The 24,321-nt window shown below is 65.9% G+C and carries 21 protein-coding genes; 6 read left to right on the top strand and 15 right to left on the bottom strand.

The features are described from left to right. The first annotated feature begins 16 nt into the window (after nucleotides 1–16). Nucleotides 17–598 carry a DUF1013 domain-containing protein gene (locus tag AMB_RS13485; protein ID WP_011385060.1) on the top strand — a complete coding sequence of 194 codons (582 nt, stop codon included), beginning with the start codon at nucleotides 17–19 and terminating at the stop codon, nucleotides 596–598. A gap of 55 nt (nucleotides 599–653) precedes the next feature. Here the strand turns inward: AMB_RS13485 and AMB_RS13490 are convergent, their stop codons facing one another. Then, nucleotides 654–3,761, bottom strand: a complete 3,108-nt coding sequence (locus tag AMB_RS13490; RefSeq protein WP_231848844.1) for a DUF3971 domain-containing protein — start codon at nucleotides 3,759–3,761, stop codon at nucleotides 654–656. A gap of 133 nt (nucleotides 3,762–3,894) precedes the next feature. Here AMB_RS13490 and AMB_RS13495 point away from each other — a divergent pair, with 133 nt between their 5' ends. The 3 genes from AMB_RS13495 (at nucleotide 3,895) to AMB_RS13505 (ending at nucleotide 8,260) form a co-directional block, all read left to right on the top strand. Further along, nucleotides 3,895–6,864 (top strand): bifunctional [glutamine synthetase] adenylyltransferase/[glutamine synthetase]-adenylyl-L-tyrosine phosphorylase, encoded by a 2,970-nt coding sequence (locus tag AMB_RS13495; protein WP_011385063.1) that lies wholly within the window; start codon nucleotides 3,895–3,897, stop codon nucleotides 6,862–6,864. Next, nucleotides 6,861–7,322, top strand: a complete 462-nt coding sequence (locus AMB_RS13500; RefSeq protein ID WP_011385064.1) for a peroxiredoxin — start codon at nucleotides 6,861–6,863, stop codon at nucleotides 7,320–7,322. Before AMB_RS13495 ends, AMB_RS13500 begins: the two co-directional genes overlap by 4 nt. A gap of 143 nt (nucleotides 7,323–7,465) precedes the next feature. Beyond that, nucleotides 7,466–8,260 carry a ferritin-like domain-containing protein gene (locus tag AMB_RS13505; protein WP_173361895.1) on the top strand — a complete coding sequence of 265 codons (795 nt, stop codon included), beginning with the start codon at nucleotides 7,466–7,468 and terminating at the stop codon, nucleotides 8,258–8,260. A 64-nt stretch (nucleotides 8,261–8,324) separates the two neighbouring features. Here the strand turns inward: AMB_RS13505 and AMB_RS13510 are convergent, their stop codons facing one another. From AMB_RS13510 to AMB_RS13545, 8 genes are all read right to left on the bottom strand, one after another. Further along, complete coding sequence (locus AMB_RS13510) at nucleotides 8,325–8,966, bottom strand: cytochrome c3 family protein (protein WP_011385066.1); 642 nt, start codon at nucleotides 8,964–8,966, stop codon at nucleotides 8,325–8,327. Between the two features lie 20 nt (nucleotides 8,967–8,986). Continuing rightward, on the bottom strand, nucleotides 8,987–9,442 hold the full coding sequence (locus tag AMB_RS13515; RefSeq protein WP_011385067.1) for a nitrate reductase cytochrome c-type subunit: 456 nt from the start codon (nucleotides 9,440–9,442) through the stop codon (nucleotides 8,987–8,989). 36 nt (nucleotides 9,443–9,478) lie between these two features. Beyond that, entirely contained in the window at nucleotides 9,479–10,399 is a 921-nt protein-coding gene (napH, locus tag AMB_RS13520) for a quinol dehydrogenase ferredoxin subunit NapH (protein WP_011385068.1), read from the bottom strand. Beyond that, on the bottom strand, nucleotides 10,396–11,223 hold the full coding sequence (gene napG, locus AMB_RS13525) for a ferredoxin-type protein NapG (protein ID WP_011385069.1): 828 nt from the start codon (nucleotides 11,221–11,223) through the stop codon (nucleotides 10,396–10,398). The genes napH and napG overlap by 4 nt, the downstream gene beginning before the upstream one ends. 59 nt (nucleotides 11,224–11,282) lie before the next feature. After that, on the bottom strand, nucleotides 11,283–13,766 hold the full coding sequence (gene napA / locus AMB_RS13530; protein WP_011385070.1) for a nitrate reductase catalytic subunit NapA: 2,484 nt from the start codon (nucleotides 13,764–13,766) through the stop codon (nucleotides 11,283–11,285). After that, entirely contained in the window at nucleotides 13,763–14,077 is a 315-nt protein-coding gene (locus AMB_RS13535; protein ID WP_011385071.1) for a chaperone NapD, read from the bottom strand. Before AMB_RS13535 ends, napA begins: the two co-directional genes overlap by 4 nt. 11 nt (nucleotides 14,078–14,088) lie before the next feature. Then, the gene (locus AMB_RS13540) at nucleotides 14,089–14,589 is read right to left on the bottom strand and encodes a ferredoxin-type protein NapF (protein ID WP_148207407.1); all 501 of its coding nucleotides are present in this window, start codon (nucleotides 14,587–14,589) and stop codon (nucleotides 14,089–14,091) included. Between the two features lie 170 nt (nucleotides 14,590–14,759). Further along, nucleotides 14,760–16,406, bottom strand: coding sequence for a sensor domain-containing protein (locus AMB_RS13545; RefSeq protein WP_011385073.1), 1,647 nt, complete (start codon nucleotides 16,404–16,406; stop codon nucleotides 14,760–14,762). A gap of 133 nt (nucleotides 16,407–16,539) precedes the next feature. Between AMB_RS13545 and nudC the strand changes: the two genes are divergently transcribed. Further along, entirely contained in the window at nucleotides 16,540–17,469 is a 930-nt protein-coding gene (gene nudC, locus AMB_RS13550) for an NAD(+) diphosphatase (protein WP_043744542.1), read from the top strand. Between the two features lie 49 nt (nucleotides 17,470–17,518). Here nudC and AMB_RS13555 read toward each other — a convergent pair whose 3' ends face one another. The 5 genes from AMB_RS13555 to AMB_RS13575 all read right to left on the bottom strand — a co-directional run bounded on the left by AMB_RS13555 (nucleotide 17,519) and on the right by AMB_RS13575 (nucleotide 22,774). After that, the gene (locus AMB_RS13555) at nucleotides 17,519–18,400 is read right to left on the bottom strand and encodes a phosphoribulokinase (protein ID WP_011385075.1); all 882 of its coding nucleotides are present in this window, start codon (nucleotides 18,398–18,400) and stop codon (nucleotides 17,519–17,521) included. 12 nt (nucleotides 18,401–18,412) lie between these two features. Next, the gene (locus AMB_RS13560; protein ID WP_011385076.1) at nucleotides 18,413–19,792 is read right to left on the bottom strand and encodes a ribulose-bisphosphate carboxylase; all 1,380 of its coding nucleotides are present in this window, start codon (nucleotides 19,790–19,792) and stop codon (nucleotides 18,413–18,415) included. A gap of 158 nt (nucleotides 19,793–19,950) precedes the next feature. Next, nucleotides 19,951–20,373, bottom strand: a complete 423-nt coding sequence (locus tag AMB_RS13565; protein ID WP_011385077.1) for a deoxycytidylate deaminase — start codon at nucleotides 20,371–20,373, stop codon at nucleotides 19,951–19,953. Between the two features lie 5 nt (nucleotides 20,374–20,378). Continuing rightward, nucleotides 20,379–21,734, bottom strand: coding sequence for an oxygen-independent coproporphyrinogen III oxidase (gene hemN / locus AMB_RS13570; protein WP_011385078.1), 1,356 nt, complete (start codon nucleotides 21,732–21,734; stop codon nucleotides 20,379–20,381). Between the two features lie 266 nt (nucleotides 21,735–22,000). Next, nucleotides 22,001–22,774: a hypothetical protein gene (locus AMB_RS13575; protein WP_011385079.1), complete on the bottom strand. Its 774-nt coding sequence runs from the start codon at nucleotides 22,772–22,774 to the stop codon at nucleotides 22,001–22,003. Nucleotides 22,775–22,938: 164 nt separating this feature from the next. On the opposite strand from AMB_RS13575, the gene AMB_RS13580 reads away from it, so the two are divergent. Beyond that, nucleotides 22,939–23,577 carry a ribonuclease T2 gene (locus tag AMB_RS13580; RefSeq protein ID WP_043746654.1) on the top strand — a complete coding sequence of 213 codons (639 nt, stop codon included), beginning with the start codon at nucleotides 22,939–22,941 and terminating at the stop codon, nucleotides 23,575–23,577. Here AMB_RS13580 and AMB_RS13585 read toward each other — a convergent pair. Continuing rightward, a complete protein-coding gene (locus AMB_RS13585) occupies nucleotides 23,569–24,264 on the bottom strand; it encodes an alpha/beta fold hydrolase (RefSeq protein WP_011385081.1) in 696 nt (231 codons plus the stop codon). The two genes, AMB_RS13580 and AMB_RS13585, sit on opposite strands and share 9 nt — an antisense overlap. Nucleotides 24,265–24,321 lie beyond the last annotated feature (57 nt).

Below are 24,321 nucleotides of genomic sequence, written 5' to 3' on the forward strand. Positions count from 1 at the left end.
CGCGTCAGGAGGTTTCATGGCTCTGCCGCTCATGCCCAAGGCGACCGCCGTTTGGCTGGTCGAGAACACCGCTCTCTCCTTCGAGCAGATCGCCGATTTTTGCGGCCTGCATCCGCTCGAGGTCCAGGCCATCGCCGACGGCGAAGTGGCGGCCGGCATCGTCGGGCTCGACCCCGTGGCCAATGGCCAGGTGACCCGTGGCGAAATCGAGCGTTGCGAGGGCAATCCCGACGGCCGCCTGAAGCTGACCATCACCGATATTCCCCAGCCGCGCGCCAAGCCCAAGGGCGCCCGCTACACCCCGGTGTCCAAGCGCCAGGACCGTCCCGACGCCATCGCCTGGATCATCAAGCATCATCCCGAGCTGTCGGACGCCGCCATTTCCAAGCTGGTCGGCACCACCAAGCCGACCATCCAGTCGGTGCGCGACAAGACCCACTGGAACGCCACCAACATCAAGCCGCGCAATCCCGTCACCCTGGGCATGTGCACCGAGGCCGAGTTGGAAAAGATCGTGGCTCTGTCGGGCCGCTCGCGTTCGGTCGTCCATGACGATGCCGAACCGGCCACCCACGAGGACGCCGCCGCCGAGGAGTGATCCTTCCGGCCGGACACCGAAATGCAGCGCCCGCCCTCATCCGGCGGGCGTTTTGCTATTTGGGGTCCTTGGCTGCCGGCTTGCGGGCGCTGGTCTCGCTGCCGTCGTCGAAGATGTTGAACAGATTGCGCAGAAAGCCGGGTGTCAGCGCCGACAGCGGGTTGACGGTGACGGACGGATCGTCGGTCGGCCCCTTCATGGAATAATTGAAGGCGATGATGCCGCCGCCCTTCTCGCCGCCGGTGATCAGCCAGCCCAGCACCGGAATCTTGCCCAGTACCGAATTCAGCGCATAGGCCGGCACCACGGTGCCCTCCATGGCCATGCGGGACTTGTCGAGATCGATCTGGCCCTTGGCGGTAATGCCCAGCGCGGGCCCCCAGGCACGCACGTCGCGCACCTCGACCAGTCCATCGGTCATGGTGAAGGGCGCCTCCAGGGACGAGAAGCTGACGCCCTCGCCCTGCAGCACGTCGAGAATGCCGGCCAGCGCCGCCACGGTCAGCAGACGAGCCAGCACCGGCGCGTTGCGCACGTGATAATCGCTCACCTTGATGATGCCGTCGTAGGGCTGTTCCTTGCGGGAATCGTCAATGTGCCCCTCGACGGACAGGTCGCCGCCCATCAGGTCGCCGTAGATATCGAACACGCGCATGACCCCGCCGGCATCGTCGGAGGCAACGGAGAAGGAGCGGGTCTTCGCCGCTCCCGGCTGCACGTTGGCGGTGAAGCTCTTGCCACTCCCCAGGCCGCCCTTGACGTGGATGTGCTGCCATTCCAGGGCGTCACGGGTCATGCTGACCGTGGCATTGGTCAACGCCCCCTTTTCCGACATCCACATGGCCTTGGCCGAGGCATTGACGGTCATGGGCGGCGGCTTGTCGGCATCGTCCTTCTTCTTGCCCGCCTTGGCGTCGTCGTCGCGAGCCAGCACCGGCTCGGCGTCGAAGCTGGCGCCCTTGAAGACGATATCCAGCCCGGCCTTGTCCGGGCGGATGGAGATGGAGCCTTCGCCATCGGTGCGCAGATAGCGGGCGCGGGTGAAGTCCACCTTGCGAGCGCCACCCTCGGGATTGAAGGCCACCGAGCCGGCCACGTCCAGGTCCCCGGCCTTGACCGCGAAGCGCGGCACCGAGGAGACCAGCTTGCGGTCGAGCCGGACCAGAACCTCGGCACTGCCCGGCTTGCCCTCGGGCTTCTTCCAGCCGAGGCCGGGCAGAGCCATGGCCGCACCGGCGAGATCCACCTTGGCATCGATCTCGGCCCTGCCGCCATCGAAGAAGGTGGCGTTGATTTCGGCGCCCACCGGGCCACTGGTGAAGGGCGCCACGAAGGGTACGCCGTCCAGGCCCAGCAGCTTGCGCTGCTCCTCGCCCACCGCCGGCGCCTTGAGGAAATAGCGCGACCGGAAGGGCTGGCCCTTGGAGAAGTTCTCGCGCCAGGCCAGGTGGCCGGGAATGCCGGCCAGCACCACCGGCCCGGTGGCGTCCAGGCCCTTGGCGTCCACGTCCAGCTCCAGGGTGCCGTCCGACAGGTCGAGGCCCATCATCACCTTGGGAATGGCCACCTTCTTGACGGTGGCGTTGGCCTTGATGCCTACGTCGTCCAGGCGGAGCGTCTTCAACAGCGGGAATTTGAGGCGCACCTTGGCGGTAGCGTCGCCGGTCACCCTGGCGGGCTCGATCCCCAGGGCCTGGGCATAGCGCAACGGCGGATTGTCGATCAGCTTCAGCGCGTCGGTGGCCGGACCGGCGATCACCAGTTCGATGTCGGCGAACTGGTCGTCCTTGTCCAACCCGGTGAAGACGATGGTGCCTTCCTTGAGACGCAGGCCATAGACCTCGCCCGCATTCAGCGCGATGCGGAAGGACGTGGCGTCGAAGGTGCACACCGCCGCCGTATTGCGGGCCAGCGGCATGGGGTGGAGGTAATCCACGGTGACGCCCTCGGGCCGGATCTCGCCGCCCAGATGATCGAGGATCACATCATCGAAGCGCCCCGAGGGCGAGCGGGCCGAGATGGTGATGGTCGCCTCGCGCACCACGCCCTTGGACAGGTTGGGAATCACCCAGTCCCGCGCATTCTGGGCGAGGCCGTTGGGCCACAGGTCGTGAACCTGGTCCACCGGCACGTCGCGCAGGGAGCCCTCGGCCTTGACCGTGGTCTCGCCGCCCAGCCCGTCCACCACCGCCGCCAGGGCGAAGGTGGGGCCGTTCAGGTCAAGCCGGACCTCGGTCAGGTCCAGGCGGGTCATGCCTTTGGTCAACTCGCCGCGCAGGGATGCCGATCCCACCTGATGGACCGTGTTGAACGGCGCCGGCAGATCGAGGCGCCCCGCTCCCCCCGAAAGGTCGAAGGCCAGTTTCTCCAGCACGCCCGAACCGTCGAGCCGCGCCCTGACGCTGCCGGCCAGCGGCATGTCGATGACGCCGAGATGGACCGCCGGACCGCCGAACCGGGCCAGCACCGCCGGACGGATGCCATGCAGGCGAAGCTCGGCGTCGGCGGCGCCATCGGCCTTGGTATAGGAGGCCGCCAGCGAGACTTCCCCCACCTCCCCGGCCAGATCCAGGGGAATACGCCCCGTGGCCTGAATTCCCGTGGGAACCCGGCGAATGGCCAGATCGGCCCCGGGGGCATGCCAGGTGGTGCCGAGCTTGCGGTCCTCGACCCTCAGATCGGCGCCCCGGATGCTGAAGGATTGCAGCGAACGCCCCGGCTTGGCGGGATCGGGATCGCCCAGCAGGGCGTCCTTGATGCGGGCGATGACCACTCCGGCATCGTCGCCGCCGCCATCGGGCAGGCCGAATTGCAGCTGCCCCGAGGCATCGCGGACCAGGGTCAGGCTCGGCCGGTTGAGACGGATGGAATTGGGGGCGATGACACCGCGCAGCAGCGCCCGGCCGCTCAGCGACAGGGCCATGTCGGGCATCGCCACCACCGGAAGGTCGCTTCCGGCCACATAGGCCCGCACGTTGCGCACATGGATTTCCAGCATGCGCTCGTCATCACCCCGCTGCAGCAGGGTGCTGTCGAGCCGGACCATCAGCGATCCGTCCCGCGCCGTCAGCGCTTCCTCGATGTAAGGTGTCAGAAATTCAAGCGAAATAGGGCCGTGGGACAACCGCCACGCCGCCAGCGGAATTGCCAACAGCAACGCCACCAGGACGGCCCCGAGAAGCTGAAACAGACTCCTAACGGTGCCGTGAACCACTCGCCACCATCTCCATGTCCGCTTGACCCTTGATCCCGTATTCCGCAGTGTGAAGCAACCACAACATTTGGGGTCGCACAAGGTGAGTTTTCCCCTCGATCAACGTTTCTTCCCCGGTGTTGCCGATCCAGCCCGCGTCGCGGTGGGACTGGCCCGCTGGCAGGAAGCCGCCGATGCCCAGGACGATTCCGGTCTGGCCGCCTTCATGCGCGCCCTGCCGGGACAGCCCGACATCGGTGACCTGCTGCGCGGCGTCTTCGCCAATTCGCCATTTCTCACCCTCTGCCTGGAGAAGGAGCCCGCCTTCCTGCGCCAGATGCTGGAGGTGGGACCGGACGCGGCGTTTGAAACGCTGATCGGCGATCTCAAGGCCGATCTCGGCGCCGAGACCGACTTCAACCGGCTGATGCTGGAGTTACGGGTGGCCAAGCGCCGCTGCTCGCTGCTGGCGGCGCTGGCCGATCTGGGCGGCGCCTGGCCGCTGGAGAAGGTCACCGGCTCCCTGGCCACCATGGCGGAGGCCGCCTGTCGCCTGGGCCTTTCCTTCCTGCTGCGGCGCGAGGCCGAGCGCGGCAACCTCACCCTCGCCCACCCCGAGGACCCTGAAAAGGGCTCGGGGATCATCGTGCTGGGCATGGGCAAGCTGGGCGCGCGCGAGCTGAACTACTCCAGCGATATCGACCTGATCGTCTTCTACGATCACGAAAAGCTGGTCTATACCGGCAAGCGGTCCATTCAGGAATGCGTCATCGCCCTGACCAAGGAGCTGGTGCGTATCCTCGACGAGCGCACCGCCGACGGCTATGTCTTCCGCACCGATCTGCGCCTGCGCCCCGATCCCGGCTCGACGCCCCCCGCCGTGGCCCTGGTGGCCGCCGAGGCCTATTACGAGGGCTTTGGCCAGAACTGGGAGCGGGCCGCCATGATCAAGGCCCGCCTGGTGGCGGGAGACGAGGAGACCGGAGCGGCCTTCATCCGCTTCCTGCGCCCGTTCATCTGGCGCAAGTCCCTGGACTTCGCCGCCATCCAGGACATCCACTCCATCAAGCGCCAGATCAACGCCCATAAGGGCGGGCGCTCCATCGCCGTGGCCGGGCACAACGTCAAGCTGGGCCGCGGCGGCATCCGCGAGATCGAGTTCTTCGCCCAGACCCAGCAACTGATCTGGGGCGGGCGCCAGCCGGAAATGCGGGTGTCGGGCACCATGGCCGCCCTGGAGGCCCTGGCCGCCGCCGGTCATGTCACCCCCCAGGTGGTCGAGGACATGGAGGCCGCCTATCGCTATCTCCGCACGCTGGAGCATCGCCTTCAGATGGTGGACGACAAGCAGACCCAGACCCTGCCGTCGAACCCGCAATTGCTGGCCGAGATCGCCGCCTTCATGGGAGCGGCCGACCTGGACTCGTTCTCGGCCGAGCTGACCGGCCACCTGCAAAAGGTCGAGCACCACTATGCCGGCCTGTTCGAGGATGCCCCGTCCCTGGGGACCCACGGCAATCTGGTCTTCACCGGCGGCGAGAACGACCCCGAGACGGTGCACACCATCACCGAGATGGGCTTCGCCAATGCCGACGCGGTGTGCTCGACCATTCGCGGCTGGCATCACGGGCGGGTGCGGGCCACCCGCTCGACCCGGGCGCGGGAATTGCTGACCGAGCTGACCCCGGCGCTGCTGTCGGCCATGGGCACCACCTCGTCGCCCGACGACGCCTTCATGCGCTTCGACGAGTTCCTGACCCGCCTGCCCGCCGGCGTGCCGCTGTTCTCGCTGTTCTACGCCAATCCCTCCCTGCTGGAGCTGGTGGCCGAGATCATGGGCGACGCGCCGCTGCTGGCCGAGCATCTGGCACGGCACACCACCACCCTGGATTCGGTGCTGCAGGCCAATTTCTTCGAGCCCCTGCCGCCCCAGGAGGTTCTGGAAGCTGAACTGGCCAAGGCCCTGGCCGAGGCCGACGATTTCCAGCTGGTGCTGGACGTGACGCGGCGCTGGGCCAATGACCGCAAGTTCCAGGTGGGCGTGCTGACGCTTCGCAACGTGGTCGAGGCCGGCGAAGCGGCTGCTGCCCTGTCCGACGTGGCCGGCGCCATCCTGCGACAGCTCGGCCCCAAGGTGGAGGAGGAGTTCGCCCGCGCCCACGGTCATATCCCCGGCGGCGCCTGGGTGATCCTGGCCATGGGCAAGGCCGGCGGCCGGGAAATGTCGGCCACCTCCGACCTCGACCTGATCCTGGTCTACGACTGCCCCGAAGATGCGGAGGAATCCGATGGCACGCGGCCGCTGGCCCCGGCCGTGTGGTTCTCGCGCCTGACCCAACGCATGGTCAACGCCCTGACCGCCAAAACCGGCGAGGGCACACTGTACGAAGTGGACATGCGCCTGCGGCCTTCGGGCAATTCCGGCCCCATCGCCTCCAGCCTCGAGGCCTTCCGCCGCTATCAGGAGGAAGCCGCCTGGACCTGGGAGCACATGGCGCTGACCCGCGCCCGGGTGGTGGCCGGCGACCCGGCCCTGGGCGCCAGGGTGGAAGCCGTCATCAGAGAGACCCTGACCCGGCCCCGCGACCCGGCCAAGCTTCTCCTCGACGTGGCCGAAATGCGCGAACGCATGGCCAAGGAGCACAAGGCCGCCAGCCTCTGGGAGGTCAAGCACCTGCGCGGCGGACTGGTGGATATCGAGTTCACCGCCCAGTACCTGCAACTGGCCTTCGGCCCCCGGCATCCCGAGATGCTCGACAGCAATACGGCGCGGGCGCTGGAGCGCGCCGCCATCACCGGAGTTCTCGACCATTCCGACTGCGCCATCCTGACCGAGGCGCTTGGCCTGTGGTCGGCGGTTCAGACCGTGCTGCGCCAGACCATCGCCGGCGGCTTCGACGAGGCGACCGCGCCCCGGGGCCTCAAGGATGTCCTGGTCCGCGCCGCCGGCATGACCGACTTCAAGAGCCTGACCGACCGCATGGAAGACTGCGCCGCCAGCGCCCACGAGGTATTCCTCCGCCTGGTCGACCGGCCCGCCGCTGAAATCAAGAACAAGGAGACCGCCTCATGACCACCGCGCTCGGCACCCCCGCCCCCGACTTCGCCATGGAGTGCGACGACGGCAAGACCGCCCTGGCCGACTACAAGGGCAAGCCGCTGGTGCTGTACTTCTATCCCAAGGACGACACCTCGGGCTGCACCTCCGAGGCCAAGGCCTTCCGCGACGCCATGGCCGAGTATCAGGCGGCCGGGGTGGAAATCCTGGGCGTCTCCAAGGATTCAGTGGCCAGCCACGCCAAGTTCCGCACCAAGCACGAGCTTCCCTTCCGCCTGGGCTCGGACCCCGACGGCGCAGTGTGCGAGGCCTATGGCGTGTGGAAGAAGAAGAGCATGTATGGCCGCGAATACATGGGCATCGAACGCTCCACCTTCCTCATCGACAAGGATGGAGTGCTGCGCGCCGAATGGCGCAAGGTCAAGGTGACCGGCCATGCCGAGGCGGTGTTGAAGGCGGCCAAGGGGCTTTAAGGCGTTTCAATTCGGGCCGCCGCCCGAACCCGCTTGGGGCCATGCCCCAAACCCCCTTTTCATTTCAAAAATCAGGGGAGGTTTGGAGGCGCAAGCCTCCAGCCGGGGTTCGGGGCGGGAGCCCCGCATGGATGTCACATCTGATGATCACTCTTTCCGACGCCGCCTGCGCCGTCCTTGCCGCCGCCGAGCCAGCGGAGAAATGCCGCCTGACCCGACTCTTTTCCGCCGACTGGCGCGATGGCCGGATTACCGAGGTCGGCAACACCCTGCCACCCGCCCGCCCGGCACGCCCCCTCCGGCCGCAATTGCTGCCGCCCAGGGACATGCCGCGCCGGTCCTATGGCGGAGACCGGGGGCGCATTGGCCTAATTCATGCCCTGGCCCATATCGAGCTTAATGCCATCGATCTGGGCTGGGACATCATCGCGCGCTTCGCCCATGAAGACCTGCCCCGCGACTTCGCCTCCGACTGGGTGCAGGTGGCACTGGACGAGGTCGAGCATTTCGAGATGCTCGAACGCCTGCTGGCCAGCCTGGGCGCCGCCTATGGCGACCTGCCCGCCCATGACGGGCTTTGGCAGGCGGCCGAGAAGACCGCCGACGACATCCTGGCCCGGTTGGTGGTGGTGCCCATGACCCTGGAGGCCCGGGGCTGCGACACCACGCCGGCCACCATGGACAAGCTGGCCCGCAATGGCGACACCCTGACGCCGCCGGCCCTGGACGTCATCTATCACGACGAAATCCGCCATGTGGCGGCGGGCGTGCGCTGGTTCACCTTCGTGGCGCAAAAGCGTGGCCTCGACCCCAAGGCCACTTACCAGTCGCACATGCGGGAACGCTACCCGGCCGGCTTGAAGCCCCCCTTCAACCACGAAGCCCGCGCCGAAGCGGCCTTTCCCCGCGACTGGTACGAGGAAATGGCGCGGGAATAGCCCAAAAAAAGGGCCTCCCGGGGAGTCTCGGGAGGCCCATGCTATTGGGGTCAAGCGGTGGTCCCTACGGCTTGACCGCCCCGCCCACGCTTTCGTTCAGCTCACGCTCGGCCCTGAAGGCGCCGGCGGGAAGCTGGTGGGCGATACCCTTGTGGCAGTCGATGCAGGTCTTGCCCTGCTGTTCCGCCTCGGAGTGACGGTTACGCGCCCGCGCCTGCTGCCGGGTCAGGTCGAACGCCCCGAAATTATGGCAGTTGCGGCATTCGCGGGAATCCGTGGACTTCATGCGCGCCCACTCGTGCTTGGCCAGTTCGATACGCTTGGCCTCGAACTTCTCACGCGTGTCGATAGAGCCCAGGATCTTGTGCCACACCTCGTTGGAGGCCTGGATCTTGCGCTGGATCTTGTAGATCCACGGACGCGGCACGTGGCAGTCCGGGCAGGTGGCCCGCACGCCGGAACGGTTGGAATCATGGATGGTGCCGCGATATTCGCGATAAACGTTCTGCTCCATCTCATGGCAGGAGAGGCAGAAGGCTTCGGTATTGGTCAGTTCCAGGACGGTATTGAAGCCGCCCCAGAACATGACGCCACCGACAAAGCCCACCACCAGCAACAGCCCCAGGGACCAGCGGCTGCTGGGCCTGCGCAACGTCGCCCACCATCCGCTCAACACGCCTTGCTTGGCCGGATTCTCAGTGCTCATGGCCCGATCCTTCCCCCTGCCTAGCGGATATTGGTGTTGGTCGTGGCGGCCTGGAACTTGTTGTTGACCAGCGGCTTGGCGTCATTCTGCGGCACATGGCACTGCTTGCAGAAATAGCGGTTGCCGTTGACCACGTCCTGGCGCACGCCGTTACGGTCGAGGTAGTGCAGGTCCGAGATCTTCGGAGCCTTCTCCTGGTCGCTGTACGGCCATTCATGGCAGCGCAGGCACTGATTGACCTTGAGATCGATCTCGTACTTGTCGGTGGTGTGCGGCACCAGCGGCGGCTGCTGGCGGTAGGCGCGCTCGTGCTTGGAGCCCTCCATCACCTTGTAGATGGCCGGCGGCGCGTCGGCCTCGGGCGCGGCGTTGGTCCGAAGAGACTTCACTTCCTCGGCCACCACCCCGAAAGCGGTCACCCCCATGCCCAGCACCAGGGCCAGCGCAAGGGCGATTGCCTTGATCTTAGTCTTCACTGCGGTCACTCCCCTTCCAGAACTCTCGAAAAATCATCAGGCGACCCGGACCGACGAAGCGTCGGAGGGCACGTTGTGAAACCGTGTGTCGAAGCGGAACACGGTCTTTGAACAGACATCGATGCAACGGCCGCAATTGGTGCAGTCGTGCGACAGGATCACCGGCCCCACGCCCTTGGCGGCGCCGCGCAGCGCCGGCGCGATGACGTGGCGTTCGGGACAGACGGCGAAGCAATCCATGCAATCATCACAGGCGGTGCGGTTGGTGGCGCTGACGCGCAGCACCGCCGCCTTGCCCAACAGGCCGTAGAACGCCCCCACCGGGCAGAGATGGGTACACCAGCCGCGGCTGGCGATGCCGAGGTCGAACAGGAACACCGCCAGGGTGATCAGCGCGGCGGAACCGAAGGTCAGGATGGACCCGGTCACCAGCCCGCGATGCAGCATGGTCACCGGATTGACCAGTTCCCAGGCGATGGTGCCGGTGACGGCCGAGCCGGCCAGCACGCCGCCCAGCACCCACAGCCGGGTGTTGCGGTTGAGCGAAAGCCCCTTGTCCATCCCCAAGCGGGTGCGCAGCCATTGGGCCAGATCGGTCACGGCATTGACCGGACAGACCCACGAGCAATACATACGCCCCCCGACCACAAGGTAGGCGGCCAGCACGATGGCGGCCCCTATGAGGGCGGTGGCGGTCATCACATGCCGGGCCAGCAGGGCCTGGATCACCATCAGCGGATCGGTCAGCGGCAGCACGCCGAGCGTCAGGCTCGATGCCAGATTGCCCTTGGCGATCCACACGCCCCAAAGGGGACCGGTGAGGAACACCGCCACCACCAGCGCCTGGGACAGGCGCCGGGCCAGCAGCCACTTGTTGGCGGCCAACCAGCCCTTGGCGGCCACGGCCGAGGCGCCGGGATTGCCCAGCCCGGAATGGGTGGTGTTGGCGGCGCTCATGGCTTGAACTCCTTGAAGCCGCCATCGGGACGCTTTTCAAGCTTATAGGTGCCGCCGGGGCTCATCTCGACGCCCTCCATGCCGCGCACCTGCACCTCGGGGCTGGGCTCGACCAGCGAACCGCCGGCGCTCCTTTTTTCCTCCCAGCCCAGGCGGTAATGCTTGCCCAGCTGGCCGGTGGCCAGGACATGGGGCAGCACCTTGATGGCCGCCTCGTCGAGAACGCAGGCCCGCTCGCATTTGCCACAGCCGGTGCACTTGGACGAATGCACGGTGGGAATGAAGAAGGCGTGCTTAGCGGTGCGGACGTTGTGGCTGAGTTCCAGGGTGATGGCCTCGCCGATGCGCGGGCACACCCGATAGCAGACGTCGCAGCGCAGCCCCAGGAAATTCAGGCAGGCCTCCTGCCCCACTAGGACCGCCACGCCCATCTTGGCGTTCTTGATATCCTTCAGCCCCTTGTCCAGCGCGCCCGTCGGGCAGGCGGCGACACAGGGGATGGTCTCGCACATCTCGCAAGGGACCTTGCGGGCATTGAAGAACGGAGTGCCGGTGGCCGGGCCGTCGCCCAGATCGGACAGCCTCAGCGTATCGTAGGGACAATCCTTGACGCACAGCCCGCAGCGGACGCAGGCGGCGAGAAAATCGGTCTCGGCCACCGCCCCGGGCGGCCGCAGCGCCACCGCCTCGGCCCGGCGCCGGGCGGGAATGGCCAGAAGCGCACCCAGCAGCCCGACCGTGCAGGCGCCCTTGACCGTTCCGGCCAGCATGGCTCGCCGGTTCTGGTCAACAGCATCTCCACTGGTCTTGTGGTGCCTGGCCATGATGTCTGGTTCTCCGATGGTCGGGGCCGTCCGTCAGGGACCGGCCCCGACCCTCTTTCCTAGGCCTTGCTGACCTTGACGGCGCACTTCTTGTAGTCCGTCTCCTTGGAGATCGGGCAGGTGGCGTCGAGGGTCAGCTTGTTGACCAACTGGCTTTCGTCGAAGAACGGCATGAACACCAGCCCCTCCGGCGGCTTGTTACGGCCACGGGTATCGATGCGGGTGGTCACCTCGCCGCGCCGGCTCGCCACCTTGACCACGTCGCCGTTGCGCAGGTTGCGCTTGGCGGCGTCGTTGGGGTGCATGTAGAGCACGGCGTTGGGCACCGACTTATGCAACTCGGGCACACGCCGGGTCATGGAGCCCGAATGCCAGTGTTCGAGAACACGGCCGGTGGACAGCCACAGGTCGAATTCCTTGTCCGGCGATTCGGCGGCGGGCTGGTACGGCAGGGCGAATATCCAGGCCTTGCCGTCGGGCTTGCCATAGAACTTCACGCCCTCGCCCGCCTTCACGTAGGGATCATAGCCCTCGCGGAAGCGCCACAGGGTCTCCTTGCCGTCGACCACGGGCCAGCGGAGGCCGCGGGCCTTGTGATAAGCCTCGAACGGCGCCAGGTCATGGGCATGCCCACGGCCGAAGGAGGCGTATTCCTCGAACAGGCCCTTCTGCGGATAGAAGCCGAAAGCCTTGGCCTCGTCGTTCTCGAATCCGGCCTGGATATCGGTGGCGGGGAACTTGTCCACCTGGCCGTTCTTGTAGAGCACGTCGAACAGGGTCTTGCCGCGCAGTTCGGGCTTCTTGGCAAGCAGTTCCTCGGGCCACACTTCCTCGATCTTGAAGCGCTTGGAGAACTCCATGATCTGCCAAAGGTCGGACTTGGCCTCGCCCGGAGCCTTGACCTGCTGGCGCCAGAACTGGGTCCGGCGTTCGGCATTGCCATAGGCGCCTTCCTTTTCCATCCACATGGCGGTGGGCAGGATCAGGTCGGCGGCCAGGGCGGTGACCGTGGGATAGGGGTCGGACACCACGATGAAGTTGGCGGGGTTGCGGTAGCCCGGATACCCCTCCTCGTTCATGTTGGGCGCGGTCTGCATGTTGTTGGTGCACATCACCCAATAGGCGTTGAGCTTGCCGTCCTTCAGCATGCGGTGCTGCAGCACGGCGTGGTAGCCAATCTTGGGATTGAGGGTGCCGGGGGGCAGCTTCCACAGGCCTTCGGTGATCTCGCGATGCTTGTCGTTCATCACCACCATGTCGGCGGGCAGGCGATGGGCAAAGGTGCCGACCTCGCGCGCCGTGCCGCAGGCCGAGGGCTGGCCGGTCAGCGAGAACGGGCTGTTGCCCGGCTCGGAGATCTTGCCCATCAGCAAATGCACATTGTAGATCATGTTATTGACCCACGTGCCGCGCGCATGCTGATTGAAGCCCATGGTCCAGAAGGACACCACCTTGACCTTGGGATCGGCGTACAGCTTGGCCAGGGCCTCCAGCTTGTCGGCGGGGACGCCGGACAACTTGGCGACCTTCTCCAGGGTGTACTCGGCGACGAAGGCCTTGAACTCGTCGAAGGTCATGGGATCGGACTTGTCCGGCGTCGCGGCGTTGGCCTGATCCTTCTCGAGGGCATGGGTCGGACGCAGGCCGTAGCCGATATCCGTGGCCCCCTTCTTGAAGTTCACGTGCTTCTCGATGAAGTCCTTGTCATAGGCGTTCTTCGAGATGATGTAGTGGCAGATGTAGTTGAGGATCGCCAGATCGGTCTGGGGCGTGAACACCATGGGGATGTCGGCCAGCTCGAACGAGCGGTGCTCGAAGGTGGACAGCACGGCGACCTTGCAGCCCTCGTGGGTCAGGCGGCGATCGGTGACGCGCGACCACAAGATGGGGTGCATCTCCGCCATGTTGGAGCCCCACAGCACGAAGGCGTCGGTCTGCTCGATGTCGTCGTAGCAGCCCATGGGCTCGTCGATGCCGAAGGTGCGCATGAAGCCGGCCACCGCCGACGCCATGCAATGCCGGGCATTGGGGTCCAGGTTGTTGGAGCGGAAGCCGGCCTTGAACAGCTTGGAGGCGGCATAGCCTTCCCAAATCGTCCACTGGCCCGAGCCGAACATGCCGACGCGGGTCACGCCGTCGGGCTTCTTCAGCTGTTCCTTCCACTTCTCCGCCATGATGTCGAAGGCCTGGTCCCACGAGATCGGCTGGAATTCGCCGTTCTTGTCGAACTTGCCGTTCTTCATGCGCAGCAGGGGCTTGGTCAGCCGGTCCTCGCCGTACATGATCTTGGACAGGAAGTAGCCCTTGATGCAGTTGAGGCCGCGGTTGACCGGCGAGTCGGGGTCGCCCTGGGTGGCCACGACACGGCCGTCCTGAACGCCCACCAGCACGGCGCAGCCGGTGCCACAGAATCGGCAGACACCCTTGTCCCAGCGGATATTGGCTTTTGCCGGCTGGGCGATGGCCGGCGTGGCGATCCCCGCAGCGGCAGCAGTGGCCGCGACGGCGTTCGCCTTGATGAAGTCGCGCCTGGTGAGGCTCATGAAACGGTCTCCCCTTCCAGATCAAGATCGGAATCAAAGTGGTGATAGACCAGGGACACATTCAAAACGCCCTGGATGTCGGTCAGACTGGTTATCGTGGCGCCCGCCCAGTTGCCTTCGGCATCCTCGACGGTCACCACCATCCTGCCATCGTCGGTCATGGTGTGGACCTCGACGCCGGGCATCCGGGTGAGGACATCATGAACCTCTTGCCGGCGCTCCGGCTTGACGTGGATTAATACGCCGCAGATGTTCTCCACCTGCTCCCTGGGCTTGGATTGCTCGGTGGCAACGAAGGTCGCGAGTCTCATTCCCTTCCCTCTCAGGCTCGAACCAAAGGTGCCATGGACAGCGCGCCGACCGGACAGGCCGAGACGCAAATTCCACAACCATTACAGGACTCTTCGGCAATCTCGGGCAGCACGCGGCCGCCCGGCAATGGCCTGAACTTGATGGCGCGGACATCGCAGGGGTCGCCGCACAGGCGGCAGGTCACACCCTGGATGGAAATGCAGGACGCCCCCAGCCGCGCCAGCACCGGCAAGCGGTCGGCGCCATGGGACGAGGCGCGGGCGGACAAAGCGCGGTCGATGGCCGCCGGCCGTCCCTCGCGGGGGACGCAGGCGGTGTCGCAATCGCCGCAGAAGGTGCAGCCGCCACGGGCGAAATCCACAACGGGCCGACCATCGGCGCCCTTGGCGAGAATATGTTCGGGACAGGAGGAAAGGCAGGCGCCGCAACCGTCACAGGCGACGTCGAAGGTCTCGATGCTCCAGGGCGGACGAGGACCCGACGGCGCCCGGCTCTCGGTGCGCCTCGTCAACAACGTCCGCCGGGACATTAGCCCAGACATCGGAATCCCTCCCTCGGCATGCCCCCTCTCCCCAGGGGCGGCGCCAGATGACGGAAAGGTGTCACCGCACTGACTCAGGCGCTTTGACGTTGGTCAAAAGACCATGACGAAGTATGGCTAAAACTTACCGTAATGGGTGATCAGGCGTGGGCCATGACCCTTTGGCCCATCATACGCTCGAACTCATCGGCGGGCACAGGCCGAGAGTAATAGAACCCTTGTACGGTATCGCATCCATTGTTGCGCAGGAACATGATGTGCTCGGCGATTTCGGCGCCCTCGGCCACCACCTCCAGGTTGAGACCGCGCGACAGGCCGATGATGGCCCGGGCGATCTCGGCCGTCTTGGGATTGGTGTCGACGTCGGCAATGAAGGCCCGGTCGATCTTCAAGGTGGTGATGGGGAAGCGCCCCAGATAGCTGAGCGAGGAATAGCCGGTGCCGAAATCGTCGATGGACAGGCCGATGCCGAGATCGCGCAGCGCCTTCATCTTGCGCACCGCCGTATCCACGTCGTTCATCAGCATGGACTCGGTGATCTCCAGTTCCAGCCACTTGGGATCGAGCCCGGTGGAGTCCAGAACCTCGGTCACGGTCTGCAGCAGCGAGGGCGAGCGGAACTGGCGCGCCGAGACGTTGACCGACACCTTGATGGGATTGAAGCCCGCTTCCTGCCAAAGGCGGTTCTGGATGCAGGACTGACGCAGGACCCAGGTGCCGATGGGCTCGATTTGGCCGCTTTCCTCGGCGACGGGAATGAACTCGCCGGGCGGGACCATGCCGCGCTCGGGGTCCATCCAGCGGATCAGCGCCTCGGCGCCCACGATGGCGTCGCGATCGGCGGAGACCTTGGGCTGGTAGAAGACCACGAACTCCTGGTTGGCCAGGGCGCGCCGCATGCGGCCCTCAAGCTCCAGCCGCGACTTGGCCTTGCGGTTCATGTCCTTGGAGAAGAACTGGTACTGGTTGCGCCCCGAGACCTTGGCGTAATGCAGCGCGTTCTCGGCGTGCTTGACCAGTTGGGCGCTGGAATCGGCGTCCAGGGGGTAGACGCTGATGCCGATGGAAAAGGTCACCACCACTTCCTGGCCGTCCAGGGCGAAGGGCTCCTTGACGGCGTTCAGCGCCTTCTCGGCGACGATGACGCTGTCGTCGGTATCGGCGATGGCCATCACCAGGGCGAACTTGTCGCCGTCCAGGCGCACCGCCGTATCGGTCTCGCGTACGCACATCTTCAGGCGCCGGGCCACCTCCATCAGCAGCCGGTCGCCGGCCCCATGGCCCAGGGCGTCGTTGACCAGGGTGAAGCGGTCCAACCCCATGGTCATCAGCGCCACCGAGGCCCCGGTGCGATTGGCCTGCAACACCGCCTGGCCGATGCGGTCGCCGAACAGGTCGCGGTTGGGCAGACCGGTCAGGGTGTCGTAGCCGAAGCTCCCCCCGGCGGCGCCGGCCTCCTCGGCGATGGCGGGACGCACGACGCAGAGATAGCGGTCGGCGGAATCGGTCGAGGGATTAATGGCGGCGGCAGTAACCTCGAAGGGGCGCTCGCGGCCATCGGGACAGGTGACCAGGCCGCGCCAGCGTCCCCCGGCCCCCGGATTGATCGCCCGATAGATCATGCCGGCCGCCAGGCGGGAAACCTCGGCCCCTCCCTTGGACGTAAATCCCATCAACGTCTCGAAGGCGGGATTGGAGCGCAAGGGATTGCCATCGCCATCGGCGATGATCACCGCGTCGTTGATGGAATCGAGAAGGCCGTTCAGAAGGGCTTGGATGTCATTCATGGGTCACCGTGCGGCACAATCTTTCAAATTGCCAACGGATTCGCAATCTTCATTTACGCCCCCCAAGCCGCGTCGTCCCCGGGGCGGCGATTTGGGGGTTGGCCGCCCCCGAGACCCATGCCAAGCTGAGGCCATGACCCCGTCCGTTCTCTATTCCGGCCTCCGTCTCGACCGCGCCCATCCCACCCGGCGGGACGGCGATGTCTCCTTGCAGATGCGCCGCCAGGGCGCCCGCTACACCCTTTATTGGCGAGGGCGCCAATTGGTGAGCGGGACACCGCCCGGCATTCGCTGGCTGGATCGCAGCTATGGCCTGCGTCTGGCGGAGGCGACCCAGGGCAACTGTCTGCTGCTGGGCGAAGACGGGGACGGCCCGCTGCTGGCCCTGGATGTCTCCGCCCTGGAGGGCGGCGAGCAGGGCCCGGAAATGGGCGGCAACTGGGTGATGCTGCGCTCGGTGGGCGGCTTGCTGCCCGCCCAGGATGCCGGCCTGCTGGCCTATGCCCGCGGCATGCTGGTCTGGCGCGAGAAGACCCGCTTCTGCGCCAGTTGCGGCGGCCCCCTGCTGGTTCAGGATTCCGGCCATTCGGCCAAATGCGCCGACGCCGCCTGCGGCGCGCTGCATTTTCCCCGCACCGACCCGGCCATCATCATGCTGGTCACCGATTCCCAGGGCCGCGCCCTGCTGGGGCGCCAGCCGGTATGGACGCCGGGGATGTATTCCTGCCTGGCGGGATTCGTCGAGCCGGGCGAATCCCTGGAAGACGCCGTCGCCCGCGAGGTCTGGGAGGAAGCCGGCATCCGGGTCACCTCAACCACCTATGTGGCGAGCCAGCCCTGGCCGTTCCCCTCCTCCATCATGATCGGCTTCAACGCCGTCGCCCAGGACGGCGAACCGGTGGCCGATCCGCACGAGATCGAGGAGGTGCGCTGGTTCACCCGCGACGAGGTCAGCACCTTCGGCGAGGCCGACCGCCCCGGTGACCAAGGCCGCTTCCTGCCGCGCAAGGATTCCATCGCCCGCCTGCTGGTCGATGCCTGGATGGCCGCCCGGGAAAAATAGGCCGGCAGGGGGGAGAGCGACCCCGCCGGCCCAGTACCGTCGGAAACCGTCAGCCGAGAACCGCCCGGCGATCCTCCATGATGCGACGCAGGATGGGGGTCAGGATCAGTTCCATGGCCAGTCCCATCTTGCCACCGGGCACCACGATGGTGTTGCGCCGGCTCATCCACGAATCCTTCAGCATCTGCAGCAGGAACGGGAAGTCGACGCGAAAGCGGTCGGGCTTGCGGAAACGGATCACCACCAGGCTTTCATCGGCGGTGGGAATGTCGCGGGCGATGATGGGGTCCGAGGTGTCGACGATGGGCACCCGCTGGAAGTTGATGTCGGTCAGCTTGAACTGCGGCACCACGTAATGCACGTAGTCATGCATGCGGCGCAGGATGGTCTCCATCACCGCTTCCTCGGAATAGCCGCGCTGGTTGGTATCGCGGTGAATCTTCTGAATCCATTCCAGATTGATCACCGGCACCACGCCGATCTTGAGGTCCACATGCTGGGCGACATTGTTGTCGCGGGTGGCGACGCAGCCGTGCAGCCCCTCGTAGAACAGGCAATCGGTATCCTCGGCCAGATCCTCCCACGGGGTGAACTCGCCCGAGCCCACGCCGAGATGGGCGAAGCGCTCCGCCTCCTCGTCGTTATGGACGTAAAAGCGCCGCCGTCCCCGTCCGGTCTCGCCATAGGAGGAGAACAATTCCTCCAATTGGGCGAACAGGTTGGCCTCGGGGCCGAAATGGCTGAAGGTGCCGCCCGCCTCCTTCATGCGTTTTTTCATGTCGACGCGATTGTAGCGATGGAAGCTGTCGCCCTCGATTACCGCCGGCTTGATGCCTTCGCGGCGAAACATGTGTTCGAAGGAGTCCTTGACCGTGCTGGTCCCCGCCCCCGATGAGCCGGTGACGGCGATGACCGGATGTTTCCTCGACATGTGGCGTTCCCCTCAAGCCGCGATGCGCAGGCGATCGCGCCAGCCGGGATACAGCCGATCGGCGTCGGACGCAAAGGATTCAAACGCCCCCCTGAGTTCGGGATGCCCCTGGGCATACTCCACCAGGGAAATTCCCCGCATCCATGCCTCGTGGGCCTGACGCAGCGACAGCGCCCCGGCGACCGGTCCGTCCTTGTGGCCGAAGGCGCCGCCGCCCGAGGTCTGGATCACGTTGGAATGGCCCAGATTGTCGAAGAAGCCCGGCAGGCGCAGCGCGTTCATGCCGCCCGAGATGATGGGCGTGCAGGCCCGCATGTCGCCCCAATCCTGGCGATAATGGGGACCTTCGGCCGTCGGGCGCTCCAGCATGTAGGCCACCACCTTCTCGTCGGGGGCGCCCTCCATCTTGCCGTAGCCCATGGTGCCGGTATGGATGCCGCTGGCGCCGAGCAGGCGGGCCATCTTCATGTGGACCAGCACGGAATAGCCGCGCTTGGACTGGCGCGACGTGATGGCGCCGTGCCCCGCCCGGTGATAGTGCAGGAAGGTGTCGGGGAAGTTCCGCCGGCAGGTGGTGACCGCCGTCGGCCCGGCCACGAAGCCGTCCACCAGGAAGGCCACGTGGGAAGCGTTCTCGCCGAAGGTGTCCAGGATGAACTGGCCGCGGGCGATCATCTCGGCCGGATCGTCGGCGGTGATGTTGGCGGAGAACAGCTTGGCCTGCCCCGTCTCGTCCTGGGCGCGGCGCATGGAATCGGCCACCAGCCGCATGGTGTCCTTGAACGGCGCGAAGACCTGGTTGCCCTGGGGCTCGTCGTTCTTGATGAAATCGCCGCCCAGCCAGAACTGGTGGCAGGCATCGGCGAAGGGCTTGGGCCGCAATCCCAGCTTGGGCTTGATGATGGTGCCCACCACCATGCCGCCGTTCACCTCGGGCCGCCCCAGCACCTTCCACATATGGGCGATATTGCGGGCCGGGCCGTCGAACAGCGTCAGGAAGTCCGGCGGGACGTAAAAATCCTCCATCTTCGCGTTTTCCACGTCGCTCATGCCCTGGTTGTTGCCCACGGTCAGCGTCAGGAACGAGGCGATCATCGCCTTGCCGTCAATGATGTTGCGGTCGAACAGCTCCACCGGATAGGCGATCTTCATCAGCCCTTCCGCCTCGTCGACCTCGTAGACCAGGGCGTCGACGCCGCGGGTGAAGTCGTCGGTGGTGCACACCTCCACATTGGTGCCGGTGGAGGATTCAGCGGCGAAATGGGCCGCCGTCTCCACATAGCCGTGGCCGGGCCTGGGCCGCATGCGGTAGGCGCACAGCACATGCCGGCCGCCCTTGATCAGGTCGGCCTCGCGGAGTCCCAAATTCACGTAGCGCTTCGACTGGTCCATGGTCCCAACGTCTCCCTGCTGTCAAGTCCGGGCCTTCGCCCTTGTATTCGTGGACGCTACTATGGCCATGCCCCCCGGCCGGCGGAACACCCGGAGGGGGAGTGTGCGAAATTACTTGGGTAGGGGCAGGCCACCCGAGGTGGGTGGCCAGAGTGGGCTCAGCCCACCTTGACGCCGGATTCCTCGAACATCACCCGGGCGGTGTCGAATTCCTCGGCGGGCATGGAGGTGGTGCCGTCGCCCACATGGATCTCGGCCACCCCGGCCTGGATCAGCGAGCGGGCGCAGCGCGAACAGGGGTAATGGGTGACATAGACCGTGCAGCCCTTGAGGCTGACCCCCACCCGGGCGGCATGAGCCACCAGATTCTCCTCGGCATGCGAGGTCCACAGATACTTGGCCGGGCGCTCCATGCGTTCGGGCCGGTCCTCGACCCCACGCGGCAGGCCGTTATAGCCGGTGGCGCGGATCTCGCCGTCCGGTCCCACCGCCACGGCGCCCACCTGGGTGCTGGGGTCCTTGGACTTGCTGGCGGCGTGCTTGGCGAAGCCCATGAAGTAGTCATACCAGGCCATGGTCATGATGCTCAGACCGCCTTCGAATGTCGCTGTTCGCCCGCCTTGAGGTAGCGGTCGAAGGCGGCGCAGACGGCGCGGACCAGGGTGCGGCCCTCGTCGGTGACATGGATGCGGTGGCCCTGGACCTCCACCAGCCCATCGGCCTGCAGGGGAGCCAGCGAGGCCAGCTCGGCGGCGAAATGCGAACCGTCGGAACCGTGACGGCCGGCGACCACGTCCAGATCGATCTCCAGATCGCACATCAGCCGCTCGATGATCTCGCGCCGCAGAATATCGTCGGCGGTAATGGCGACGCCCCGCGAAATGGCCAGCTTGCCCTCGGCGATGGAGCGCTGGTAGGCGTGCACTTCGCCGTCATTGACCACATAGCCCTGGGGCAGCGAGCCGATGCCCGACGCCCCAAAGCCGATCAGGGTGGTGGCGGAATCGGTGGTGTAGCCCTGGAAGTTGCGGTGCAGCCGCTTTTCCCGCAGCGCGATGGCCATGGCGTCGTCGGGGGCGGCGAAGTGATCGAGGCCGATCTGGACATAGCCCAGGGTCTCTGTCAGCAGCCGGCAGCCCTGCTCATACTGCTGCCAGCGGGTCTCGGTATCGGGCAGGGTCTCTTCGGGGATCAGGCGCTGATGCTTCTTCATCCACGGCACATGGGCATAGCCGAACAGCGCCACCCGGCGGGGCCTGAAGCCCCTCACCGCCTTGTCGATGGTGGCCAGCAGACCATCGAGGGTCTGATGCGGCAGGCCGTAGATCAGGTCGATATTGACCTCGGGCACGCCATACTTGCCCAGCCACTCCACCACCCGCTCGGTGACCTCGTAAGGCTGGATGCGGTTGATGGCCTGCTGCACCTTATCGTCCAGGTCCTGCACGCCGATGGAGGCGCGGGTCACCCCCGCCCCGGCCATGGCCTTGACATAGGCTTCGTCGGCGGTGCGCGGGTCCAGCTCCACCGCCACCTCGGCATCGGGCTTCAGGATGAAGTGGCTCTTCAGCAGGTCGATGGTGCGGACGAAATCCTCGGACGACAGGATGGTGGGCGAGCCGCCGCCGAAATGGACATGCCGCGCCGTCATGCGGGTGGGCAGCGCCTCGGCCACCAGTTCCACCTCGCGCCACAGGGCGTCCATATAGGCGGCGACGGGGGCGTAGCGCTTGGTGATCTTGGTGTGGCAGCCGCAGAACCAGCACATCTCGGCGCAAAAGGCGATGTGGAGGTAAAGCGACAGCTCCAGCTTGGGGTCGATCGCCCCCAGCCAGCCCCGATAGGTCTCGCCCGTCACGCCCGGATGGAAATGGGGCGCGGTGGGATAGGAGGTGTAGCGGGGAACGCGAAGGTCATACTTGGCCGCAAGATCGGGGCGCATCTGAGGTATCCCGGAAAATTCGGCTGGAACCCTACTCCCAGCGCCCCGCCATTGGCAACACCGGGCGGCGTGTGGGTATTCGGCCAGCCCTAAATGGCTGCGGAAAAATCCCGCTTCGCGGCTGGGCACCCGCCCAGACCCGTTCGGAGGCGCAGCCTCCGAACCACCAGCATTCTTATCTCAAGAAATAAAAAAAGCCGAAGGGTTCGGGAAGCTGTACTTCCCGGTCGGGGGATCGGGGGCAAAGCCCCCGAAGTGGAGCCCTGCTAAATGGCGCAGGTCGCCAGATTGACCAGGAAAGCACCGATCAGGTGATGGGGATCAGCCCCGAATTCTCTCTGGAACGCCACTTCGTCCTTGCGATCCAGGTTCTGCAACGGGTCGAACATGGCGTGAAAGAACAGGCAGAACTCGCGCTCGCCGAACTGGATGGGATCGTCGTAGGGGCTGTGCTCCTTGGTGACGAAGGCGTTCGACGCCAGGCTGACCGTGGTGGGACGGTACTGCATCAGCTTGATGAACCAGTCCTTGCGCAGGTCATAGCGCTTGAACGAGGCGGAAATCTTTACCAGGACATGCCACAGGATGAGCTTGGCCTCGGGATCGTCATAGAAGATGTCCCAGGTGAAGTGATCCCCCTTCTCCTCCTTCAACTGGGTGACCAGGGCACCGCAACGCTCGGCGGCGATGGCCTCCTCGTCGCCGAGAACCATGTGCAGGAACGAGAAGATGTTCGGCACCAGCACCCGGTCCAGCTTTTCCTCGGAAAACAGCCCGGACAACGGATGCAGCATCAGCCGCCCGAAAGCATTGGTGCGCCGCTGCTCGATGCTTTCGCCTTCCACCACTTCCATCAGTTCGCGGTAGGAGCGGCGGTAGAAATCGTCGAACGCCGTGGACTCCTTCAGTTCGGCCACCAGGGCCTCGAGAGTGCGCATGTCGATGGCGTGGCCGTGCAGCGCCTGCTCGGCCGCCCGGGTCAAGGCGTCCAGCACGACATTGGTCGTCTTGCGCAGATGTTCAGGTCCACGGCCCGTCATCGCTCACCTCGGTAATTCTCTGACTCCTCACGGTATCATTCATTCCTTAAGAATGTAATTCCCGCCCCCGGGCCTTTCCAGACGGCTTGAAGAGATGGACGACACCACTTTCTTTCAGTAGATTTTTGCAACAAAATAAAAACTTTAAAGGGGGAAACGTGATCATGAAGACGGTTTTCATCGGTGGCTTGATCGCGGCATTTCTGGCCGCCGGCGCCGCGCAGGCCGACCAATGCGGCCCGGCCCGCGGCCAGCCCGGCAGCTTCGACTACTACCTGATGAGCCTGTCCTGGGCACCCAGCTACTGCGCCACGACCTCCGGGCGGGCGAACGCCCAGGAATGCGGCCCCGGCACCAGCTACGGCTTCGTCGTCCATGGCTTGTGGCCACAATACGCTTCGGGTCAATGGCCGCAATGCTGCCAGGCGGTGGCGGCGGTCAAGCCCTCGGCGGTGCTCGACAGGCTCTCCCGGGTGATGATCGGCTCCAGCCTGATCTCCCACGAATGGGAGAAGCACGGCTCGTGCGTGACCAGCCAGCAGGACGAATATTTCGGCAAGATCGATCAGGTGGTGACGGCGCTTGGCCTGGCGCCCCAGGTCCCAGGCACCGGCCTCGACCGGATCAAGGTCTCGGCCCTGAAGCAGAACTGGGCGGTCCCGGCCCAGTCCATCACCGTTCAGTGCAAGGGGCGCAAGCTGACCGAGGTCCGTATCTGCCTGGACAAGACACTCTCGCCCATGCCCTGCCCCGCCAAGGAGGTCGAAAGCGACAATTGCCCGGGAACGGTCAGCCTACACTGACAGCCAGGCCCGCAGCTCGGCGCTGACCGCGTCGGGTTGCTCCAGGGGCGACAGATGGCCGCAATGGGCAATGGTCGCCCGCCGCGCCCCCTTGATCAGGGCCGCCATCTCGTCGTGACGATCCGGCGGCGTCAGGGTGTCCTCGGCGCCGCACAGTACCAGGGTCGGACAAGCGATCGCCGCCAGCGAATCCCGGGAATCCGGCCGCGCCATGATGGCGGCCTGCTGGCGGGCGAAGGCCTGCGCCCCCACCGCCCGCGCCATGTCCTTGGCCAGGGCAGTGATGGCCGCGTCCGCCAAATGATCGGGGTGCAGCAACAGCGGCAGCATGGTCGGCATGATCTTGTCAAAACCGCCCGAACGGGCCAGTTCGACCGCATCCCGGCGCCGCTGGGTCTGTTCCGGCAGGTCCGGCCGCGCGGTGGTGTCGAGCAGGGCAAGCCGCTCCACCCGTCCCGGCGCCCGGCGCATGATCTCCAGGGCCACATAGCCACCCATGGACAATCCGGCCAGGGCGAAACGCTCGGGCGCGGCGCCCAGCACCCGCTCGGCCATGGCGCCCAGGGACTCGTCCAAGGTCAGGTCGGCGACCAACACCTCGACCTCTCCCCCCAGGGCGGCGGCCTGCCGCAACCACAGGCGGTGGTCGTTGAGCAGGCCGGGCAGCAGGACGAGGCCGCGGCTCATCCGGCGAACTTGCGGATCAGCCAGGACACGCCGAAGCCCAGGCCGATCCAGAAGCCG

Source organism: Paramagnetospirillum magneticum AMB-1 (assembly GCF_000009985.1).
GTDB lineage: Bacteria > Pseudomonadota > Alphaproteobacteria > Rhodospirillales > Magnetospirillaceae > Phaeospirillum > Phaeospirillum magneticum.

Bases quoted from the DNA above. Each gene is read 5' to 3' on its own strand.
- AMB_RS13485 (WP_011385060.1), top strand. From the start codon at position 17: ATGGCTCTGCCGCTCATGCCCAAGGCGACCGCCGTTTGGCTGGTCGAG.
- AMB_RS13500 (WP_011385064.1), top strand. From the start codon at position 6,861: ATGACCACCGCGCTCGGCACCCCCGCCCCCGACTTCGCCATGGAGTGC.
- AMB_RS13505 (WP_173361895.1), top strand. From the start codon at position 7,466: ATGATCACTCTTTCCGACGCCGCCTGCGCCGTCCTTGCCGCCGCCGAG.
- AMB_RS13510 (WP_011385066.1), bottom strand. From the start codon at position 8,966: ATGAGCACTGAGAATCCGGCCAAGCAAGGCGTGTTGAGCGGATGGTGG.
- napH (WP_011385068.1), bottom strand. From the start codon at position 10,399: ATGAGCGCCGCCAACACCACCCATTCCGGGCTGGGCAATCCCGGCGCC.
- napG (WP_011385069.1), bottom strand. From the start codon at position 11,223: ATGGCCAGGCACCACAAGACCAGTGGAGATGCTGTTGACCAGAACCGG.
- napA (WP_011385070.1), bottom strand. From the start codon at position 13,766: ATGAGCCTCACCAGGCGCGACTTCATCAAGGCGAACGCCGTCGCGGCC.
- AMB_RS13535 (WP_011385071.1), bottom strand. From the start codon at position 14,077: ATGAGACTCGCGACCTTCGTTGCCACCGAGCAATCCAAGCCCAGGGAG.
- AMB_RS13545 (WP_011385073.1), bottom strand. From the start codon at position 16,406: ATGAATGACATCCAAGCCCTTCTGAACGGCCTTCTCGATTCCATCAAC.
- nudC (WP_043744542.1), top strand. From the start codon at position 16,540: ATGACCCCGTCCGTTCTCTATTCCGGCCTCCGTCTCGACCGCGCCCAT.
- AMB_RS13555 (WP_011385075.1), bottom strand. From the start codon at position 18,400: ATGTCGAGGAAACATCCGGTCATCGCCGTCACCGGCTCATCGGGGGCG.
- AMB_RS13560 (WP_011385076.1), bottom strand. From the start codon at position 19,792: ATGGACCAGTCGAAGCGCTACGTGAATTTGGGACTCCGCGAGGCCGAC.
- AMB_RS13565 (WP_011385077.1), bottom strand. From the start codon at position 20,373: ATGACCATGGCCTGGTATGACTACTTCATGGGCTTCGCCAAGCACGCC.
- hemN (WP_011385078.1), bottom strand. From the start codon at position 21,734: ATGCGCCCCGATCTTGCGGCCAAGTATGACCTTCGCGTTCCCCGCTAC.
- AMB_RS13575 (WP_011385079.1), bottom strand. From the start codon at position 22,774: ATGACGGGCCGTGGACCTGAACATCTGCGCAAGACGACCAATGTCGTG.
- AMB_RS13580 (WP_043746654.1), top strand. From the start codon at position 22,939: ATGAAGACGGTTTTCATCGGTGGCTTGATCGCGGCATTTCTGGCCGCC.
- AMB_RS13585 (WP_011385081.1), bottom strand. From the start codon at position 24,264: ATGAGCCGCGGCCTCGTCCTGCTGCCCGGCCTGCTCAACGACCACCGC.